This window comes from Corallococcus sp. AB030 (assembly GCF_003668965.1).
Taxonomy (GTDB): Bacteria; Myxococcota; Myxococcia; order Myxococcales; family Myxococcaceae; genus Corallococcus; species Corallococcus exiguus.
In genome coordinates this window covers 1-19,892 of sequence record NZ_RAWQ01000201.1, presented here as the reverse complement: position 1 = coordinate 19,892, position 19,892 = coordinate 1, and the positions used below count along the sequence as shown (strand labels likewise).

Sequence of the window (19,892 nt, the reverse complement as noted above, 5' to 3'; positions counted from 1 at the left end):
CCCCTCCCCCCGGACGCGGCGGCAACCCCGGCCAGCGCCCGGAGAAGCCCGGCCAGCGCCCGGAGAAGCCCGGCCAGCGCCCGGAGAAGCACGGCCATCGCCCCGAGAAGCTCCGGCCGGACCGCACGTCGCCAGAGCTGGGCCCGGACGGCACGCCCCAGGTGATGCTCCTGCGCCGCGGCTCCGACCGGTGGCTCGCGGGCCCGCCGTGGATCTACCGCGCGGACCTCAACGGCGACCCCGGCCTCCAGGGCGGTGAAGTCGTCCGCGTGGTGGACGGCCGCGGCTGGTTCATGGGCAAGGCCTTCTATTCGAAGCAGTCCAAGATTTCGCTGCGCTGGCTCACCAACGACGACGTCGCGGTGGACGTGGACTTCTTCCGCCAGCGCCTCCAGTCCGCCGAAGCGCTGCGCAAGCTGGCGCTGCCCGGCGAGACGACGTACCGGCTGGTGCACGGCGAGGCGGACGGCCTGCCCGGGCTCGTGGTGGACCGCTACGGCGACTACCTCAGCGTGCAGTTCCTGGTCCCCGCCATGGAGCAGCGCAAGGCGCTCATCGCGGACCTGCTGGAGGAGCAGTTCCACCCGAAGGGCATGGTCAACCGCTCCGACGTGAGCGTGCGCCACCTGGAGGGCCTCCTCCCGGAGAAGGGCCTGCTGCGCGGTGCGCTGCCGCCGGGCCCCGTGTCCTTCGACGAGGGCCTGGTGCGCATGCGCGCGGACCTGCTGGAGGGCCAGAAGACGGGCGCGTTCCTGGACCAGCGTGAGAACCACGTGATGGCGGCGCATTACGCCTTCGGCGAGGCGCTGGACTGCTTCAGCTACGTGGGCGGGTTCGCGCTCCAGCTGGCCACGCGCGCCAAGCACGTCACGGCGGTGGAGATTTCGGAGTCCGCCTCCGCGCAGCTGCGCGACAACGCCCAGTCCAACAAGCTCTCCAACCTGGAGGTCGTGACGGCCAACGCGTTCGACTTCCTGCGCGACGCGGTGGACGAGGGCAAGCGCTACGACACCATCGTGTTGGATCCGCCCTCCTTCGCGAAGAACAAGGACGCGATTCCGGCGGCGTTGCGCGGCTACAAGGAGCTCAACCTGCGCGCCTTCCAGCTCCTGCGCCCCGGCGGCATCCTGGTGACCGCGAGCTGCACGTACCACGTGGATGAGCAGGGCTTCGAGGAGATGCTCGCCTCCGCGGCGTCGGACGCGAAGCGCCGGGTGCAGATCATCGAGCGCCGCGGCGCCGGCCGCGACCACCCCGTCCTCCTCAACCTGCGCGAGACGCGCTACCTCAAATGTTTCGTCCTGCGCATGTTGTGAGATAGGGTAGGACCCATCCAAGGGGTCCATCGAGCGGACCCCGACGTGCGGGAACGGTTCAGTCATGGCGCGCCGGGATTGGGACGACGCAGACGACGAGACCCCCGCGTCCGGGACGCGGGCGTTGGAGCGCGCCCTCCAGGAGACACGCACCGTCTACCGCCAGGCGGACGAGGCGTATGCCCCGTATTCGTGCCCCGCGAGCGGTGAGTGCTGCCAGCTGGCCGTCACGAAGCGCCAGCCCTGGCTGTGGCTCCCGGAGTGGGAGCTGCTCAAGCGCAGCAAGCCCCTCCCGTCCCCTCGCGCCGACGGCGCCTGCCCCTACCTGGACGCCGCGGGCCTGCGCTGCACCGTGTACGCGGACCGGCCGTTCGGGTGCCGCACGTTCTTCTGTCAGCGCATCCAGGGACCCGCCCGGCAGCCGTCGGACGAGGTGTCCAAGCTCCTCCTGCGGTTGGAGCGGATTTCACAACGCGTGATGCCGTCGCTGCGGGGGCCACGTCCCCTCCTGGAATGGTATGCCGGGGTCAGTACCGCCCCGGCCCGGGAGGAACGATGACGTCCATGCCGCAGACGCGGTGGCGGAGCGCCCACCGGAGTCCCCCCGTGTCCGCGCGGTCCAAGCCCGTAGGTGCCCGAGCATGATCCCCCCACGCTGGCTGCTTGCGCCCCAGGAGTTCAAGGGCACCTTGAGCGCGGCCGAAGCCGCGGACGCCATGGCGGAGGGGCTGCGGCAGGCCTCGCTGGACGTGGTGCTGGACGTCGCGCCGCTCGCGGACGGAGGTCCGGGCACGCTGGACGCGCTGCTCGCGGGCACGCCGCGGGCCGAGCGCCGCAAGCTCATCGTGCGCGGCCCCATGGGCACGCCGGTGGACGCCTGCTGGGCGTGGCTGGATGACGGGCGCACGGCGGTGGTGGAGATGGCGCAGGCCTCGGGGCTCGCGCTGGTGCCGCCGAGCCAACGGGACGCGCGGGCCGCGTGCACGCACGGCACGGGGGAGCTCGTGCGCGCGGCGTTGGACTCGGGATGCGAGCGGCTCATCGTCGGCCTGGGCGGCAGCGCCACCACGGACGGCGGCAAGGGCGCGCTGGAGGCGCTGGGCTTCCGCTTCCTGGACGCGGACGGGGCGCCGCTGCCGCCGGGGGGCGCGAGCCTCGCCAGGCTTTCGCGCGTGGACGCGAGCGGCAAGCACCCGCGCCTGGAGCAGGTGGAGCTGCTCATCGCCACGGACGTGACGACGCCGCTGCTGGGCGCGGACGGCTCCGCCCGCCTCTTCGGTCCGCAGAAGGGCGCGGACGCGGCGGCGGTGGAGGAGCTGGAGACGGCGCTGGCCACGTTCTGCCGCATCGTGGACGAGGACGCCGCGAACCTCCCGGGCGCGGGCGCGGCGGGTGGCCTGGGCTACGGGCTCGCGGCGCTCGGAGGCGGGAAGCTCACGTCCGGGTATGACCTGGTGGCGCGGGCGCTGGGGATGGAGCGGCGCGTGCTGCTCGCGGACCTGGTGCTCACGGGCGAGGGCCGCTTCGACCGGCAGACGTCCATGGGCAAGGGCCCCGTGGCGCTCGCGAGGCTGGCGCGCGCGCAGGGCACGCACGTGGTGCTCTTCGCGGGTGTCGTGCAGCGGGACAACGGACCGGAGCTGTCCCTCTTCCGCGACGTGGTGGAGCTGAACGGACAGGCCCGCCCCGGCGCCACCGCCAGGGAGACGCTGCGCGACGCCACCGCGAAGTGGGCGCTCGCGCACCTGGGCCGGTAGAGGCAGCGCAGCTCTACGGAATCGGATCCGTCGTCCGCACCACCTGCATCCCGGCGGCCTTGAAGCCCGCCAGCGCTTCCTTCGCCAGGCGCGGGAAGTCCAGCGCCGGAGGCAGTGGCTCCAACGGAGGCGCGGGCACGGGGCTCATCGCGTCCTCCAGGATGTAGATGTTCCGAAGCTTCGAGCGGTCCGTGCGCTCCAGGTACTGCTGCAGGTCGCGCAGCGTGGACAGCACGCAGTGCGAGCTGGCCTGCCCGAAGACGTACACGCGGTCGAACGTCAGCAGGTGCTCCATCAGCCGCGCGTTGAACTCGCCCACGCGCTGGCCCTTCACCTCCGTCACCTCCGGCGCCATCACGGAGTAGTTCTCCGTCAGCGGGTGCTCGCCCTTCAGCTCGAAGTGCGTGGGCGTGTCGCGCACCAGGGCGTGGAAGAGGCTCGCCTCGTACATCGCGGGCACCAGCGCGTGGCTCTGCCCGCCCAGCAGCGCGTGGTACGGCCAGATGGTCAGCACGTACCGGCCGCTCGCCTCCAGCCCCTCGCAGTACGCCAGGCTCTCTTCTGGATGGCGCGTCGCACGCCAGCGGCCCTCCCGCACGTCCTTCGCGGTGATGACCGTCATGGGCGCGGGCGGACGCCCTTCCGCGTCCTTCCACCAGGCCGGATGGAAGATTTGGAATGCCCGGTGCGTGTCCAGCGAGAAGACGAGCCCCGTCAGCCGGTCCAGGTGCGCGTACAGCCAGCGCAGCGTGCGCTGCGTGTCCTCCACCGCGCCTGGGACGAAGAGGCTCGCGCCCGGGGTGCAGAAGGCCACCTGCGCGTCGATGCCGAACGCCGCGATGCGGACCTTGTCCTCGCGGGCCGGACGCACGCGGTGCTCGGCGGCGTAGCGCCAGGCCTCCTGGGAGACCTCCGCCACGCGCTCCAGGTAGAGCTGGCCGACACGTGCGTCGTCGTGGAACCGGGGAAGCGGCAGCGGCATGACGTGCTCTCCAGGCCCGTCAGCGCCGCCGCGCCCTTGGCGTCAGCGGCCCTGCGGGAAGTGGCGCCGGGTGATGGACTCCACCAGCGCCTGCGTGGTGGCAGTGTAGCCGATGCGCTGTTCCTCCGGCGTCAGGCCTTCGGTCCCCACCAGCGTCGGCATGGACGGGGCCGCCTCCATCAGCGGGAAGTAGCCCTGGGGCGTCGCCTCTCCCGCCTGCCCCACCAGCCCCAGTGGCCCCGTGCCCGTGCGGCGGCGGAAGACGATGGGCGTCCCGGGCACGCTCTGCTTGCCCTCCGCCAGCTCGTTGCCGAACTTCATCACCGGCGTCGCGCCCGAGCACGACAGCTTGTAGATGGCCGCCACCCGGTCGCGCGTCAACGCATGGAACATGGTGCGCGCCACGATGTGGCCGCCGTAGCCGTAGAACTGCGTCGTCGGCTCCCAGCCCACCTGCTTGCGCAGCTCCTCGAACTCGCGCGTCATCTGCGCGTCCAGGCCGTCCTCCAGGATGATGACCGGCTTGATGCCCAGGTCGCGCGCGCGCGTCACCGCGTACAGGTACTGGAGCTTCTTGTTCCCGGAGTCGAACCGGATGGAGTCCCCGCCCTGCGGCTCCTCCGCGATGAGCTTGAACGCCGCGGGGATGCCCGACGTCAGCGTGTCGAAGGTGTCCAGCAGGTAGCTGGAGCGCTGCGGCCGGCGCTCGTGCATCGCGCGGTAGGCCGCGTCGTCGGAGCCGTAGCGCTGCACGTGCTCGTGGCCCATGGTGCCCACGGGAATCATTCCCAGCACGCGCGCGCCCTCCACGTTGCTCGTGCGCTGCACGCCCGCCTCCTGGCACGCGCGCAGGGCCAGCTCGTGCTGCTCCAGACAGGTCGCCGCGCGCAGGCCCACCTCGAAGATGCGCGAGGGGTCCTCGACGACGTCCACCAGCTCCTGCACCTGCGCCCGCACCCGCCGCACGTAACCTTCCGGGTCCACCTGGATGGACACGGCCCGCACACCCACCTGGTCCAGCGTCTCCAGGGCGATGCGCTTCTCCTCCTCGCACGTCACCGTGGCCAGCGTCCGGGCCAGCGCCTCGCGGTCCTGCAGCGCCTGCGTGGCCACCTGGACGCGGTAGTTGAGCTGCAACAGCATCGGCTCCAGCCAGGACACCAGCGCGGAGGGACCCGTGATGGTGAGGATGGGCTCGCGCGGCAGGAACAGCGCGCCCCTGGGAATGGCTCGAACGGACAGCTGCGCCTTGCGCAGGATGGCCGCCTTGAAGCCCACGCCCATCTCGTAGTCGTGGCGGGCGAGGAACGCGTAGTCGTCCGGCTGCGGCTCCGGCAGGAGGTTCTTCACCCAGGCCGCCAGGTCCAGCGGCATCACCTGGGGCCCGCCCTTGCGGTGCGAGTAGTAGAACGTTTCCTTCCGCAGGGGCCAGCCGGCCTCCGCCATGCTGAACTTGTAGCCATCCGTGGCGAGCAGGGACTGGGGCATCGGGAAGCGACTCCTTATCGTTGACCCCGAGACTATGCGTGCCCCCCACCCCGTACCTAGGACCAAGGGCTCCGACGGATGCGGGAAACCACGGGTGACCCGTCACCTGTCTTTCCGTCAGCAACCGACACATTGGGGAATACGCTGGATGCGACAGGTGCGGTTAAGCTGTCCCGACCCACAACGAAGCTAGGTGCCCATGCCCGCAGAGAACGAGACGCAGAAGGTCGAAGCGGTACTGCGCGAACATGCGATGAGCTACCCCGGCGCCCACGAGGACTTCCCCTGGGGCCACCGCGCGATGAAGGTCAATGACAAGACCTTCCTCTTCATGACCGTCGACGGCGAGAAGCTGAACCTCTCCGCCAAGCTGCCCGACTCCAAGGACGCCGCCCTCACGCTGCCCTTCACCGAGCCCACCGAGTACGGCCTGGGAAAGAGCGGCTGGGTGACCGCCCACTTCGACGAGGCCTCGCAGGTGCCGGTGCCCGTCATCAAGGCGTGGATCGACGAGAGCTACCGCGCCATCGCGCCGAAGAAGCTCGTGGACCAGCTCCCCGCCCGGGGCACCGCCGTCCCCGGCCCCGCCTCGAAGCCGGCCAAGAAGGCCGCCACGGGCAAGAAGCCCTCCGTACGCCAGGCCGTGGCCCCGGCGAAGAAGGCCGCGAAGAAGGTCGCGAAGAAGGTCGTGGGCAAGGTGAAGGCCGTGGCCAAGAAGGCCGCCGCCCGCGTGAAGACCGTGGCGAAGAAGGCCTCCAAGAAGGTGTCGAAGACGGCCTCCAAGAAGGTGTCGAAGACGGCCTCCGCCGCCAAGGCCAAGACGGCTCGCAAGGCCCCCGCTCCGGCCCGGGGCAAGCGCGCCGCCAGCTCCGCGCCCAAGCGCGCCCGCCGCTCGTAGGCGGGCCCCACACGGCCCACGCGTGAAAGGAAGAGGGCCCTTCGGGGCCCTGCCCTTCCCGCGCGTCGTGACTTCAGGAAGCGGCTACTTCCCGCTCCGGTTGCTGCGGCCCTTGGCCGCCACCTTCGCCACGGACGTCTTGCGGCGCGCGGCCGGCGCGGACTTCTTCGCGGGCTTCGCCTCCGGCTCCACGAAGAGCTTGTCGTAGTCGCGCATGCTGCGGCGGATGACCTCCAGCGCCTCCTGCCGGTCGTAGACCTCCGCGATCTCCACGCTGCGCTTTCCCTCGCCCGGAATCTGCTTGTAGGTGAGGAAGTAGTGCTTCAGGCGGTCCAGCAGCGGGCGCGGCAGCTGCGCGATGTACTGGAGCTCGCCGTACACGAGGTCCGACTCCAGCACCGCGATGATCTTGTCGTCGGCCTCGTTGCCGTCGACCATCCGGAAGCCGCCCACGGGCACCGCGTGCACCAGCAGGTTGCCGTTGGAGACGACCTTCTCCGTCAGCACGCAGATGTCGATGGGGTCCCCGTCGCCGTGGATGTCCTTGTGGCCGGTGCGCTCCGCGCAGCGCTTCGCCACCTGCTCGCCGCAGTACGTGCGCGGGATGAAGCCGTAGAGCGTGGGGCACTGGCTGCTGAAGCGCTGGGGCCGGTCCAGCATCAGGATGCCGGACTCCTTGTCCATCTCGTACTTCACGGCGTCCGTGGGGACGATCTCGATGTACGCGGTGACGACTTCAGGAGCCTCCGGCCCGGGCGAGATGCCATGCCAGGGGTGGGCCTGCGACTGGGTCTGGGTGCTCTTCTTCATGAAAGGTCTCCCGAGCGCTCGCGCGCCTCGGCGTACAGCCCTGCCACCGCCTCTTCCAGGCGGCGGGTAAGGGTATCCCGGTCATCCAACGTCAGCCCTTCGGTGGGCACGGGCTTGCCCACCACCAACGCGACCCGCTGGCCCCACTGGATGGCCCGCCCGCCCTTGGGGAGGATGAGCCGGGTGCCGGCGACGGCCATGGGGACGACGGGGACCTGCGCCTGGATGGCCAGCGTGGCGGCGCCCTTCTTGAAGGGCCTCAGCTCGCCGTCCGGGCTGCGCGTGCCCTCCGCGTAGAACAGCACGCTGACCCGCTCGCGCAGCGCCGTCACGGCCTCCTGGAGCCGGGCCCGGTCATTCGCGCCGCCGGTGCGCTGCACGGGGATGTTGCCCGCGACGCGCAAGGCCCGGCCGAACACCGGCACCTTGAAGAGCTCCGCCTTGGCGACGTAGCGCGTGTGCTTGTCGATGTGCGCGAAGTTCACCATCGCGTCGAAGTGCGACTGGTGGTTGCTCACGAAGACGACGTTGCCTTCGCGGGGGACGTTCTCCAGGCCGAAGGCTTCATGCCGCACCCCCGCGGACGCCAGCCCCGAGAGGGCCCACGCGCGCAGCACCTTGTCCGCCGCCGGGTGCTGATCCAACCCGGACAGCAGCGTCACCGCCGCGGACGTCACGCCCGTGAGACCCACCGTGGCCGTGCCAGCGAACACCGTCTGGAGCACCTTGAGCATCAGACGAACCCGTGTGCGGGGAACAGGAGGACGTCCTCGATGCGCTGGACCCCGAGCAGCAGCATCAGGATTCGGTCGAGCCCCACGGCGATGCCCGCGGCGGGGGGCATGCGGCCCACCGCCTCCAGGAAGCGCTCGTCCAGGGGATACACGGCGCGGCCCAGCTTGCGGCGCAGCTCCTGCTCTTCCACCAGCCGCGCGCGCTGCTCCACCGCGTCCGTCAATTCGGAGAAGCCGTTCGCCAGCTCCAGCCCCTTCGCGTACAGCTCCACCCGCTCCGCCACGCGGCCGTCGCCGGGCTTCAGCCGGGACAGTGCCGCCATGGACGCGGGGTACTCGATGAGGAAGGTGGGCCGCTCGTGGCCGAGCCCCCGCTCCACCCGCTCCAGGAAGAGGTGGAAGAAGACGTCGTCGAAGGACGTGGAGCTCCCGGTGTGCACGCCCACGGCGTCCGCGGCCCGCTTGAGCGACGCGCCGTCCGAGTGCACGTGGATGTCCACGCCCGTGGCGCGCAGCACCGCGTCCCGCACAGTCACGCGCTCGTACGGCGTGCGCGTGAAGAAGGCGGGGTCCGCGACAGGGTCACCCTCCTTCGCGTCCGCCGCCACCCGGCCCGCCGCAGCCAGCGCGCCCTCCAGGTCGTCCATGATGGCGTGGTAGTCCGCGTGCGGCCGGTAGAACTCCAGCAGCGTGAACTCCGGGTTGTGCGTCTGGGATACCTCGCCGTTCCGGAACACCTTGCAGATCTGGAACAGCGGCCCCGCGCCCTGCGCGAGCAGGCGCTTCATCGCGTACTCGGGGCTGGTGTGCAGGTAGAGCGTGCGGGCCTTGCCCAGGTCCGTCTCCGGGACGAAGGGCGTCTCGAAGGCGGAGATGTACGGCTCCATGCCGGGCGTGGGCACGAGCAGCGGCGTCTCCACTTCCAGGTAACCCTGGCCAGCGAAGAACTGTCGCAGGGCGGAGTAGAGGCCCTGGCGCCCTCGGGCCGCTCGCCATGGGTTTACGTTGGGCATCGGCGGGTCGGAAGTAACATGGGCGGCCCATGTCCCCAAGGATTCCGTCCCTCCTCGCCGCCACCATGTGTTTGCTGAGCGCCTGTCACAAGGCGCCGCCCCCGGTGGTGGTCCCCCCTCCCAGCGAGGAAGAACTGCTGACCGGCGAAGTGAACGCCCTGTCCACGGAGGCCGCCCTCCTCCTGGAGGAGCAGCACCGGCTCGTCTGGGACTTCTGGACGGAGGGCAAACCGGTGGACATCGCCGCCACCTACAGCGGCAAGCAGGCGCTCTTCAGCCTGGAGAACCTGCGGCGCATCGACCGGCTGCGGCACCTGACCAAGGACCCGCGCGAACTGCGCGCCCTCACCGCGCTCCACGGTCACTTCGCCGGTGAGTTCCTGTCGCGCGAGCTGGCCGAGCACAACGACGCCTCCGCCAACCTGGAGGCGTCCCTCAAGATGAGCGTGGACGGGCGAGAGGTGCGCTACCACGACCTGGAGCGGCTGCTCGCCAACGAGAAGAGCGCCCTCAGGCGCAAGGCGCTCTACGCGGCGGCCACGCCCGCGCTCACCCGCCTCAACCAGACGCTGCTGCGCCGCGAGTCACGCACCCGCGAGCTGGTGCAGCAGATGGGCTTCGAGTCCTACGAGGCCTTCGGCAGCGAGCTGCGGCAGGCGGACCTGGAGCGGCTGGCGCAGCTGGCGGAAGAGGTGCTCCAGGCCACCCAGGAACCGTACCGGCTGGTGATGGAGCGGCTCTCCCAGCGCGAGCTGGGGCTGCCCTTCGCGCAAATCACCCGCGCGGACATCCCGCGCCTGTTCCGCTCGCGCGAGGTGGAGGACGCGTTCCCCAAGGGCGAGTCGCTGGCGAAGGCGCAGGCCACGGTGGCGGGGCTGGGCATCGACCTGAACGCGCTGCCCAACGTGAAGGTGGACGCGCGCGACCTGCCGCGGAAGAACCCGCGCCCGCTGGCGCTGTCGGTGAAGGTGCCGTCCGACGTGAGGCTGTCCTTCAAGCCGGGCACGGGAGTGCTGCACCAGGGCCGCGTGCTGCATGAGGTGGGGCACCTCTTGCACATGGCATTCACGCAGGAGCAGCGCTTCGAACTGGCGCGGCTGGGCAACCCCACCGTGGGCGAGGCGTACTCCGCGCTCTTCGAGGACCTGCTGGAGGACCCGGTGTGGCTGGAGGAGAACGCGGGAGTGCTGGGGGATGCCGACAAGCGCGCCCAGTACCTGGCGACCTCCAGCGCGCACAAGCTGTACCTCATCCGCCACGCGGCGGGCCGGCTGCTCTACCAGTTGGAGCTGCACCGCCGCACGGACGTGGACCCGCGCGAACTGTACCGTGCGCTGATGGCGCGCACGGGCGCCATGCCCATGACCGCGGACGACGTGGAGCGCTACCTCGTGGACCAGGAGGATTTCTACCAGTCCGCGGACAGCTTCCGTGCGTGGTTCCTGGCGGGGCAGCTCCAGGGGCAGCTGAAGGCGCGCTTCGGCCCGGCGTGGTGGCGCGCACCGGAGGCGGGCGCGTTCCTCAAGGAGCTCTGGGCCCGGGGCACCGCGCCCTCCGCGCGCGAGGTGACGCAGGCGATTGGCGAGAACGGCCTCGCGCCGGACGTGCTGCTCTTGCGGCTGAGCACCACGCTCCAGGTGCCCATGAAGCTGGACCTGCGCCGGTTGGACGACACGCCCGCGCAGCCGTCCCCACCGCCGGCACCGGCGCCGGCCCCGGTACCCCAGATGCCCCGGGCCCAGGCCACGCCGCTGGCCTCGTAGGCATGGCCTCCACGCCCCACCGGGCCCTTCCCGTCCCCGCCGGTTGCACGTAGGGTCCAGGGCCATGGTGTCCGTGAAACAGCTCCGTCCCTTCGCGGGCGCCTCGCTGGAGTCCTTCCGGGCCGCGTCCGGCGCTATCGCCCTCATCCAGCAGCCCGTGGACGCCGCCTTCAAGGCCGTGGTGGCCCCGGGCATGGTGGGCATGCGCACGGTGGGGATGGCGCACCGCTCGCGCATGGAGGAGCGGCTGCTCGCCATGCTGCGCGACTTCGACAACCTGGAGGTGCACTTCCTCCAGCCGAACCAGGACGGCGAGGAGTTCACCGTGGGCCGCACCGACGCGTGCGACCTGATGGTGCCGGAGCCCTCCGTCTCCCAGCACCACGCCACCCTGCGCTGGAACGCGGGCGCCGGGGACTTCTCCGTGCGCGACGCCCAGTCCATGAACGGCACCTTCATCAACGGCGCGCCCCTGGGCTTCAAGGCCCAGGTGATGCTCCACGACGGCGCCACGCTGGCCTTCGGCGACGTGCAGTTCCTCTACCTGCGCGCGGAGACGCTGCACGAACAGCTGCGCCTCGCCGTGCCGGGCACGCCCGCCCCCTGAAACGCGCGAAGGCCCCGCCTCCCAAGCAGGAGACAGGGCCCTCATGCGTCAGCGCGAAAGCGGCGGGACTACAGCAGCTTCATCAACTCCGCGCGCTTGGCGGCGTACTCCTCGTCGGAGAGCACGCCCGCGTCCTTCAGCTCCTTGATCTCCTTGAGGCGCTGAGCCGGGCTGCGCGTGTCCGCGGGAGCGGCCGCCTGCGCGGGCTCCGCGGGGCGCTGCTGCTGCGGGTTGTTCTGCTGGTTGGCGAACATCTGCGCCATGCCGAACCCCATGCCCATGCCCATGCCCTGCATGGCGCCGTCGGATCCGCCACCGCCCTTGGCCATGCCCTCGGACGCGCCGAGCATCGCCTGGCCCTGCGCGTACTGCTGGAAGCCGCCCGCCAGCCGCGAGTACGCGACGTCCTTGGACAGCTTCTTCAGGGTGACTTCGTCCTCGGGCTTGATGCTGACGACGAAGTTGCCCATGCGGACGATGGTGAGGCCGTAGGAGTCCACGTGCGGCTTCAGGCCGGCGAGGATCTCCTGCTCCATCTCCTCCACGTAGGCGCCGCTCGTCACGTCCAGCAGCGGCCACTTCTTCTTCACCAGCAGCTCGGCGGTGCGGTCGCGCGTCACCTTGAGCACCTGGCCCTTGAACCAGCCCAGGAACTCCTCGTTGGTGGCGCGGCCCATGCCGACCAGGCCCACCACCAGCTTCTCCGGCTCCGTCACGCGGATGGAGAAGTCGCCGTACACCATGGTGCCGATGCCCAGGCCCGTCTCCGGGTCGCGCACGTCGCCAATGGGACCGCCGAACTTCACGCCCGTGTGCTCACGGTTGGAGACGAAGAAGATCTCCGCCATGAACATGTTGCCGCCGGTGAAGCTCTCCAGCAGGCGCGACAGGAACGGGATGTTGTTGGTGTCCAGGGTGTGGCGGCCGGGCCCCAGCTTGCCCTCCACCTTGCCGTCCTTGACGAACAGCGCCACCTCATCCGCGTCCACGGTGAGCTGCGTCTTCATCCGGACGTTCTTCTCCGGATACTTGTAGACGATCTCACCCTTCGCGCTGTCCGCGCGGGCGATGAAGTTCCGCTGCGCCTCGCCCTTGATGCTGTCGAAGATCCCCATGTCTGTTCAGCGCCTCCGTGGCCGCCTGGGCGGCAGGTCTTCAAAGCTTCGTAACCCCATCCCCTAAATGCGGGGCCGCCGGCGCGAAAGCGCCAGTGCGCTTCCCCCGGCATCCTGCCCGGAACATAACAGCTTCACGGGCGCCTGCCCGTCCGGCCGGCCCCCTGGCAGTCCACTCTCCAACCCGCCAGTGACTCAACCCCAGCGGCTGACCAGACGTTCCCGGTCCAGGAACCGGATGCTGGCCGCCAGCAGGATGAAGTCCAGCACCAGCACCACCGCGCCCTGGATGGCGTAGTACCCCGGGCCCGCCTTGAGCACGCCGGCCACCTGGCCTCCCACCAGCCCCACCAGCGGCAGCACCACCAGCGCGGCCAGCTGCTGCGCCATGCGCGCCTCGCTGACCCGGGCGGAGATGAGCACCGCGACGCCGTTGCCGAAGAAGGCGAACAGCGGCGCGAGCACGAACACGCCGAAGCCCCACAGCGCATTGGGCATCAGCGGGGCGCCCACCAGCGGCCACGCCACCCAGTCCACGCCCACGCAGAACAGCGCGAAGGCGACCCAGGTCAGCACCACCGCGGGCACCAGCGCGGCCAGGCACTTGCCCGCCACCAGCTCCGCCGCGGACACCGGCGACGCGAGCAGCGGCTCCAGCGTGCGGCGCTCCTTCTCCCCCGCCACGCTCTGGGACGCGATGAGGATGGGGATGAAGACGGGCATCACCAGGAACATGCCGAACCAGTCGGTGAGCGACTTGTCGACGAGGAAGCGCGCCGCGCTCGCGCCCAGGGGCAGCGTGGGGTCGTAGAAGAGCGCCACCGTGCGCAGGTCCGAGTGGTCCGGCTGCCGCACGTACGTCCACACCACGCCGATGGGCACCGTCACCATCACCAGCGGCAGCACCGCCATGGACACGAGCAGGCCCACGTTCTTGCGCAGGTCCAGCCAGTCCTTCCAGAACACCGCCAACGCACGTCGCGGCCGGAAGGCCATGCTCACGTCCCCTCTTCCCGCAGCAGGTCCAGGTACACCTCTTCCAACGGCCGCTGCGCGGGCACCACGCTGTGCACGCGAGCCCCCGCCCGCACCAGGCACGCCACCACGTCCGGCGCCTGGGCTTCATCCGCCAGCATCACCCGCAGGCGGCCACCCTCCACCAGCACGTTGGGCCGGAAGGGCAGCGCCACCAGCGCGGTGACGAAGCCCTGCGCGTCGCCCTCCACGCGCACGTCCAGCGACTGGCCCGCGCGGCGCATCTCGCGCACCGGCCCCAGCGCCAGCAGGCGGCGGCGCACCACGGCCACGCGCTCGCACAGCCGCTCCACCTCCGCCAGGTTGTGCGAGCACAGCACGATGGTGCGCCCCTCGGAGGCCAGCTCCGCCACCGCGTCGCGCACGGTGCGCGCGGACTCCGGGTCCAGGCCGCTGGTGGGCTCATCCAGGAAGATGACGCGCGGGTCGTGCACCAGCGTGCGCACGATGGCCAGCTTCTGCCGCATGCCCTTGCTGAAGCCGCCGCACGGGTCGTCCTCGCGGCCGCCCAGCCCGAAGCGATCCAGGTAGTGCTTCGCCCGGGGCCACGCGACGGACTCGTCCAGTTCATGCAGCTTCATGAAGAAGCGCAGGTTCTCCCGGGCGGTGAGCCGGTCGTAGAGCCCGGGCTGTTCGGTGAGCAGCCCCACCACCTTGCGCAGCGACTCGCCGTCGCGCGTGACGGAGTGGCCCCACACCTCCGCGTCGCCACTGGAGGGCCTGAGCAGCCCCGTCAGCATGCGCACCGTCGTCGTCTTGCCCGCGCCGTTGGGACCCAGCAGACCGAACACCTCGCCGGGCCGCACGTCGAAGGTGAGGTCCTCCACGGCGGTGCGCTCGCCGAAGCGCTTCGCCAGACCGCGGACGCGCAGGCCTCCCTTCGCGGGGGCCTCCGCGAGCGGGGGCGGGACGAGGATGCTCACTCGATGGTCACCAGGACGAACTTGTTGTTGATGTCGCGGTCCACGAGGGTGACGGTCTTGTCGGAGCCCACCGCGGTGCGCAGCAGGTTCACGCGGTTGTGCTCCACCAGCGCCCACTCACGGCCGGGCCGCGCCGCGTACTGGCGCATGCGCGTGTTGGCGTCGTTGGCGCGGAACTGCTCCACCGTGTTGCGCGAGTAGAACGTCTCACCGCGCCAGTTCATCATGTACGCGGCGATGGGCTCGCCCGCCTTGCGCTGGTCGTAGTAGCGCCAGAACAGGTCGCGCTGCGTCCAGTGGTGGGACAGGTCCACCCAGTGGCCCCAGTTGAACCAGAGCGCGAACGCCGCGGCCAGGCCCCAGAAGGTGCTGAACAGCAACACGCGCGAGCGCTGCAGCGCGGCCACCGCCGCCAGCACGCCGGCCACGCCGAACGCGAAGCCCATGCCCACCTTCACGTTGATGGTGCCGGACAGGGCCTTGAACAGCGCGTCCGACGCGGGCGGCCCCTTGAAGCCGCGCACCGCCAGCGCCACGCCCACCAGCGCCAGGCCGAAGCCCACCGCTTGGAGCACCGTGCGCCCCGGCGCCTCCTCCGGCCGCGACGCCTGCCAGATGAGGAAGCCCGCGAGCGCCACCAGCGCCACGCCCCACAGACCCATCGCGGACACCTGCCCCTGCGTGGCCACCGTGGCCAGCGTGGCCCCGCCGGTGAGCAGCAGGCCCAGCGCCACCGCGCGCGCCGCGGCCGGGCGCTCCAGCTTCGCCTTGGAGGAGAACGCGTCGAAGGCCAGGTACACGCCGAAGGCCAGGAGCACCAGCGTCACCAGGTCGCCCATCCACAGCGGGCGCGAGGAGAAGAACGCGATGGGCTTGGTGACCAGGTCCTGCGGATAGGGCCGATCGTAGTTGTAGACGAACAGGTCGGTGAAGTCCTTGGGGTTCTCCGCCAGGTCCTTGCCCACCAGGATGAAGAGGATCAGGCCGAAGATGAGGCTGACGGCGTGCTCGGAGATGCCGTCCTTCCACAGCCGGTCCACGAACAGCGAAATGAGGATGGCCAGGCCCGGCAGCACCGGGAACACGTAGTGGTGGAACTTCGTCGCGCTGGAGGCCAGCAGGTAGAACGCGAACGCCACCCACAGCACGGCGATGAGCGCCAGGTGGTCCGCCTTGTCCCGCGAGCGCAGCTTGAGGCGCGACACGACCGCGAACGCGCCGGGCAGCAGCGCCACCCACGGGAAGATGGCGAAGCCGCCCTGTTCGATGAAGTAGGTGAACGACCCGCCCGGCGTGGTGGTGTGCACGCCCGCGGTGAGGCGGTTCAGGTGGTCGTGGATGAAGAAGCGGTACCAGAACAGCTTGCCCTCGTCGTCCACGCCGTCGAAGAGCACGAGCGTCAGGTACCAGGGCACCGCCACCGCCGCGAACACGAGGATGCCCGTGCCCAGCTTCATCCGGTACATCTGCGCCCACAGCACGGGCATGGCCCGCGTGCCCGCGCGCACCTGGGCGCGGACCTCGCCGCTGGTGAGCCAGCGCAGGTGCGCCTCCAGGCTCTCGCGGGTCCACGGGATGACGCCAGCGGCCGCGTACAGCACCAGGATGACCGCCGGCAGGCCCACGCCCAGCAGGCCCTTGGCCAGCGTGGCCAGGCCCGCGAAGACGTAGAACGCGTACCACCAGCCCGCGCGGTGCTTCGTGGTGTCATCCAACTGCCCGATGATGGCGCAGGCCATGGCGCACACGAAGGTGGTGACGAAGGGCGTGTCGGTGACGGTCTGCCGGGTGAGCAGGAAGTACAGCGGCATGGTGGCCAGCACGAAGCCCGTGGCCAGGCCCGCGCGCATGTTCACGGTGCGCGCCACCGCCAGCGACAGGAGCGCCACGGCGGTGATGCTCAGGAGCGCGAAGGGCATGCGCATGCCCCACTCCGTGTAGAGCCCCATGGCGCCGTCGCCCCGGAGCGCGCCGACGATGTTCATCCCCAGCGCCTGCATCCACATGGTGAGCGGCGGCTTGGAGAAGAACCACGCGTTCTCCCAGAAGGGATAGACGTAGTCGGCGCGCTGGATCATCTGCCGGCCCACTTCGCCGTAGTGCGTCTCCCAGGGGTCCCACAGGCCGACCGCGCCCAGGTAGGGCACGAAGAGCAGCGCCGCGAAGCCCGCGGTCGCCAGGACCACGCGCGCGCTGAAGGACAGGGCCAGCCACCGCCGCCCCCATGAAGACGTCAGGGTGTCATCACCGAGGATGGCCTGGGTGAAGGTGGAATCCCCCTGCGAGTTCTTTTCGACGTCGCTTGCCACGCGCGCGTGCTCCTTCGTCGTCCGGGACGGGCCACCGTGAACCCCATGGGGCCGGGGGGCTTATATCCCCGCCACCCCCGCCGGTCGACCGACCTGGAAGGGGGTGCGTCGTTCTCGCGCCAGCGCACGCGCTTCCGCGTGCACAGGGGCTGTGCAGGCGCCTGCACAGCCGCACGGGCAAGTCCGCGAAAGGCCGTGCTCCGGCCAGGGGCACGGGCCTTGTAAGGGCCCCCCATCACCAAGCCTGACCGCGTGGCCGGAACGCGAAGGGCCGCTCAACTTCGACGAGGAGCAGTGATGCTGGTTTCAGCGGTGACCCTGGGATGCGCCCTCCTGCTGGGGCAGGTGGAGGCGCCGGAAGCACCGGAGGCTCCGCAAGCTCCGGTCGGAACGCCAGTGGAAGCAGCGCCGGCCGCGACGCCGGAGCCTCCCGCGGAGCCGGAGCCGTGGGACTTCCAGATGGCCGTCCCGAACGCGTCGTCTCCCCAGCAGCCCTACGACGGGCAGGTGCGGTGCCTCGCCCTGCCGCCCACGCCCGACGTTCCTTCTGGAGCGTGGCGCGCCCGCTGCGACGACGTGAAGATGGAGTGCCTGGTGTCGCCCGCCTATGAGCTGGACTCGGAGGGCCACGAGAAGGACCAGCCCCTGCAGCGGGTGGACGGGTGCGTGCCGAACCTGATGCCCACGGAGACGGTGCGCCAGTACCGCCTGGTGCCCGCCATCGCGGAGGCGCCGCCGGGCTGGTACCGCGACGAGCGCGGGCGGGTGCTCCAGTACAACTTCGACCTGCACCGGCGCGTCTACGTGGGCGGGGCCTGGGCGCCGCGCTGGATGCGCGAGACGGACCGCCTGGAGGAACGCGTGCGGGTGGACTTCGGCGTGGACCTGGAGTGGCCGGGGGACTCGGACCGGCTGCACCGGATGACGCTGCTGGAGACGGAGCTGTACCTGGGGGACGCGCCCTCCTACGAGGCCACGCTCCTGCGCTACGACTTCCGCAGCCAGAATGACGCGCCGCTCTTCCGGGTGACGACCTTCTACGGCCACCCCCGGCGCTTCGACATCTACGCCAACCTGGGCTTCTGGATGGAGGTGCTCCACGGCGAACAGGTGCGCCGCGAGAACGTGCACGCGGACTTCCTCACCGTGGCCGCGACAGACGTGACGCTGGACCTGTGGCACTCGAGCGACCTCGTGTCCTACGTGCGCCTGCGGGCCGGTCCCGCCCTGGAGCGCGACCGGACGAACGGCTTCTTCACGCTCGTTCCCGCGGCGGCGCTGGAGGGGGACCTCACCCTGGACCGGGACGGCTTCCACCATGTGCGCTTCGGCGTCGAGGCGCAGAAGGTGCTGCTCGCACAAGCCGTGGAGGGCCGGCCCCTGCGTCCGGAGCGGCTGCGGCTGCGCGCGAGCTATGAGGTCATCGCCCTGGCCATCAACGACCAGCCCGTGAGCGTGACGCTGGATGGACGCGGGACGTGGCGCGACGACCTGGCGAACGCGCCAGCGGGCTGGGAGTGGTCCGCGCAGGCAGGCCTGCGCTTCTCGATGTGGGCCCCGGCCAGAAGGTCCGCGCCCACGTCCTCTCCTGGAAAGGGCTAGGTCCGGGATGGTGGCGCTCGCGCTGGCATTGCTCCTGGGCACCACGCCCGGCCTGTCCTGTCAGGGCCAGACGGCGGCCGGGGAGACGTTCCCCACCTGCTTCGACCCCGGCACCGGCTGGGTGCTGGGCACCGCGCTGCGCGTGCAGGACGACGCGGAGGCCCTCGCCGTGCGCACGGGGTTGCTCGTCCGCACGGTGCGCTCGAGCGACAGCAAGGCGGACTCGCTGTGGATCAACTCGCACCGGCTGCTCATGACGGAGGCGTGGAACGGCGAGCAGAAGGGGCTGACCTTCACCGCGTACGACGGCCTGCTGCGCAGGCACGTGGAGGAAGGCTCCCTGCTCGTCACCATCGGCCGGCCCCGGCACATCCCCTTCCCGTTCGACGTGGCCCTCGCCCTGCGCGCGGCGCACCTGGAGCGGCGCGTCTGGGAGGGCCCGGGCTGGACGCTGGAGACGGGCCGCGTGGGACTGCTGCTGGATCCGCTCCGCACGAACACGGAGTGGGGCTGGCTGGCCGTGGGCCCCGCCGCGAGCCATGCGCTGCGACATTCACCGGAGGGCACGCGCAACGAAGTGTCCCCCTTCACGTCCCTGCTGCTCGACGCGGGATGGGAGACGCGGGATGGCAGGTGGGCCCTGCGCGCGACGGGGCTCGCCGGCTGGAGCTTCGACTTCGACGGCGGCTCCCACTTCCGGGCGCGGGGAGAGGTCGCGCTGGAGCACGTGCTCCTCGCGGTCAACGACGCGCCGGTGTTCGCGCGGCTCACGGCCACGGGCGTGCGGAACGACGCGGGCCTCTTCCGGCGCGACGAGGGGATGCTGGGCGCGGGGCTCGCGGTGCGCCCGTTCGGCGAGCGCTGAACCCCTCTCAAGTCACCGCTTCTGGGGAGCCGGCCCCGGCGCCTCGACCGCCGCCTTCAAGGCACCCTCGGCCGCGCGCAGGCGTGCATCCCGAGGGTCCACGCGGCGGGCCTCTTCCAGGCGCAGCAGGGCCTCTGCCGTATCCCCCTGCGCCAGGGCACAGCGCACGCCTGCCTCCAGCGCGCCCGTGTCGGAAGGGCCGTACACCCGGGCCTCCGCCGCCGAGTGACAGCCCGCCTCCACCTGCCCGGATTCGAAGTACGCGCGGGCCAACTCCACGCGCGTGTCCACCTGGGTCGGAGCCAGCCGCACCGCCGACGCCAGGGGCTCCACTGCATCCGCTGGCAGCCCCCACCGCCGCAGCGCATGCCCCAGTTCCCGCAGCGGCCCCGCCACGCCCGGCACCAGCAACGCCCGGGCCCTGGCAACCCGCAGGCTCGCGGGTTCCTCGAAGCGCACGTCCGCCGTCATCCGCTCCGCCACCCGCGCGTATGCCGGATAGGCCTGTGGCCAGGTGAAGACGAGCCGGTACACCCACTCTCCACGGGGCACGAACCACGCCACCAGGTGCGTCCGTCCCCCCACCCCATCCAGCTCCGCGCGGATCCGCTGCGCGCGCCGGCCTCCCAGCGACGCGGGCTCGACCACGCCCGCGGACACCGTGTGCCCCTCCGG

At 71.0% G+C, this 19,892-nt stretch carries 18 protein-coding genes; 8 read left to right on the top strand and 10 right to left on the bottom strand.

Annotated elements, in window-relative coordinates:
* Window positions 1-164 precede the first annotated feature (164 nt).
* From D7Y15_RS34675 to D7Y15_RS34665, 3 genes are all read left to right on the top strand, one after another.
* Window positions 165-1,316 carry a class I SAM-dependent rRNA methyltransferase gene (locus D7Y15_RS34675; protein WP_120579441.1) on the top strand — a complete coding sequence of 384 codons (1,152 nt, stop codon included), beginning with the start codon at window positions 165-167 and terminating at the stop codon, window positions 1,314-1,316.
* Window positions 1,317-1,380: 64 nt separating this feature from the next.
* Window positions 1,381-1,875 (top strand): YkgJ family cysteine cluster protein, encoded by a 495-nt coding sequence (locus D7Y15_RS34670; protein WP_120579426.1) that lies wholly within the window; start codon window positions 1,381-1,383, stop codon window positions 1,873-1,875.
* 82 nt (window positions 1,876-1,957) lie between these two features.
* A complete protein-coding gene (locus D7Y15_RS34665) occupies window positions 1,958-3,073 on the top strand; it encodes a glycerate kinase (RefSeq protein ID WP_121755256.1) in 1,116 nt (371 codons plus the stop codon).
* Between the two features lie 13 nt (window positions 3,074-3,086).
* On the opposite strand, the gene D7Y15_RS34660 is transcribed toward D7Y15_RS34665, so the two are convergent.
* Together D7Y15_RS34660 and D7Y15_RS34655 are read right to left on the bottom strand one after the other, a co-directional pair.
* A complete protein-coding gene (locus D7Y15_RS34660; protein WP_121755255.1) occupies window positions 3,087-4,055 on the bottom strand; it encodes a nicotinamidase in 969 nt (322 codons plus the stop codon).
* 42 nt (window positions 4,056-4,097) lie between these two features.
* On the bottom strand, window positions 4,098-5,543 hold the full coding sequence (locus D7Y15_RS34655) for a nicotinate phosphoribosyltransferase (protein ID WP_120579429.1): 1,446 nt from the start codon (window positions 5,541-5,543) through the stop codon (window positions 4,098-4,100).
* Between the two features lie 199 nt (window positions 5,544-5,742).
* Between D7Y15_RS34655 and D7Y15_RS34650 the strand changes: the two genes are divergently transcribed.
* Window positions 5,743-6,441, top strand: coding sequence for an MmcQ/YjbR family DNA-binding protein (locus D7Y15_RS34650; protein WP_199733905.1), 699 nt, complete (start codon window positions 5,743-5,745; stop codon window positions 6,439-6,441).
* An 84-nt stretch (window positions 6,442-6,525) separates the two neighbouring features.
* Here D7Y15_RS34650 and D7Y15_RS34645 read toward each other — a convergent pair whose 3' ends face one another.
* The 3 genes from D7Y15_RS34645 to epmA are packed head-to-tail and all read right to left on the bottom strand — an operon-like array spanning window position 6,526 to window position 8,998.
* Complete coding sequence (locus D7Y15_RS34645; RefSeq protein ID WP_121755254.1) at window positions 6,526-7,251, bottom strand: inorganic pyrophosphatase; 726 nt, start codon at window positions 7,249-7,251, stop codon at window positions 6,526-6,528.
* Window positions 7,248-7,985 (bottom strand): 1-acyl-sn-glycerol-3-phosphate acyltransferase, encoded by a 738-nt coding sequence (locus D7Y15_RS34640; RefSeq protein WP_233597283.1) that lies wholly within the window; start codon window positions 7,983-7,985, stop codon window positions 7,248-7,250. The genes D7Y15_RS34645 and D7Y15_RS34640 overlap by 4 nt, the downstream gene beginning before the upstream one ends.
* Window positions 7,985-8,998, bottom strand: a complete 1,014-nt coding sequence (gene epmA, locus D7Y15_RS34635; RefSeq protein WP_120579432.1) for an EF-P lysine aminoacylase EpmA — start codon at window positions 8,996-8,998, stop codon at window positions 7,985-7,987. Before epmA ends, D7Y15_RS34640 begins: the two co-directional genes overlap by 1 nt.
* Window positions 8,999-9,027: 29 nt before the next feature.
* On the opposite strand from epmA, the gene D7Y15_RS34630 reads away from it, so the two are divergent.
* Both D7Y15_RS34630 and D7Y15_RS34625 read left to right on the top strand, forming a co-directional pair.
* Window positions 9,028-10,761: a chromosome segregation protein SMC gene (locus tag D7Y15_RS34630; RefSeq protein ID WP_121755253.1), complete on the top strand. Its 1,734-nt coding sequence runs from the start codon at window positions 9,028-9,030 to the stop codon at window positions 10,759-10,761.
* A gap of 64 nt (window positions 10,762-10,825) precedes the next feature.
* Window positions 10,826-11,368, top strand: coding sequence for an FHA domain-containing protein (locus D7Y15_RS34625; RefSeq protein ID WP_120579434.1), 543 nt, complete (start codon window positions 10,826-10,828; stop codon window positions 11,366-11,368).
* 68 nt (window positions 11,369-11,436) lie between these two features.
* Here D7Y15_RS34625 and D7Y15_RS34620 read toward each other — a convergent pair whose 3' ends face one another.
* The 4 genes from D7Y15_RS34620 to D7Y15_RS34605 all read right to left on the bottom strand — a co-directional run bounded on the left by D7Y15_RS34620 (window position 11,437) and on the right by D7Y15_RS34605 (window position 16,750).
* Window positions 11,437-12,483, bottom strand: a complete 1,047-nt coding sequence (locus tag D7Y15_RS34620; RefSeq protein WP_121755252.1) for an SPFH domain-containing protein — start codon at window positions 12,481-12,483, stop codon at window positions 11,437-11,439.
* A gap of 195 nt (window positions 12,484-12,678) precedes the next feature.
* On the bottom strand, window positions 12,679-13,479 hold the full coding sequence (locus D7Y15_RS34615) for an ABC transporter permease subunit (RefSeq protein WP_120579436.1): 801 nt from the start codon (window positions 13,477-13,479) through the stop codon (window positions 12,679-12,681).
* Between the two features lie 2 nt (window positions 13,480-13,481).
* Window positions 13,482-14,441: an ABC transporter ATP-binding protein gene (locus D7Y15_RS34610; RefSeq protein ID WP_121755251.1), complete on the bottom strand. Its 960-nt coding sequence runs from the start codon at window positions 14,439-14,441 to the stop codon at window positions 13,482-13,484.
* Complete coding sequence (locus D7Y15_RS34605) at window positions 14,438-16,750, bottom strand: glycosyltransferase family 39 protein (protein ID WP_121755250.1); 2,313 nt, start codon at window positions 16,748-16,750, stop codon at window positions 14,438-14,440. The genes D7Y15_RS34610 and D7Y15_RS34605 overlap by 4 nt, the downstream gene beginning before the upstream one ends.
* Before the next feature lie 297 nt (window positions 16,751-17,047).
* Between D7Y15_RS34605 and D7Y15_RS34600 the strand changes: the two genes are divergently transcribed.
* Both D7Y15_RS34600 and D7Y15_RS34595 read left to right on the top strand, forming a co-directional pair.
* A complete protein-coding gene (locus D7Y15_RS34600) occupies window positions 17,048-18,352 on the top strand; it encodes a hypothetical protein (protein WP_121755249.1) in 1,305 nt (434 codons plus the stop codon).
* 7 nt (window positions 18,353-18,359) lie between these two features.
* Entirely contained in the window at window positions 18,360-19,217 is an 858-nt protein-coding gene (locus D7Y15_RS34595) for a hypothetical protein (RefSeq protein WP_121755248.1), read from the top strand.
* A 12-nt stretch (window positions 19,218-19,229) separates the two neighbouring features.
* Here the strand turns inward: D7Y15_RS34595 and D7Y15_RS34590 are convergent.
* Window positions 19,230-19,892, bottom strand: a 663-nt coding sequence (locus D7Y15_RS34590) for a tetratricopeptide repeat protein (protein ID WP_368667418.1), incomplete at its 5' end; no start/stop codon positions are given.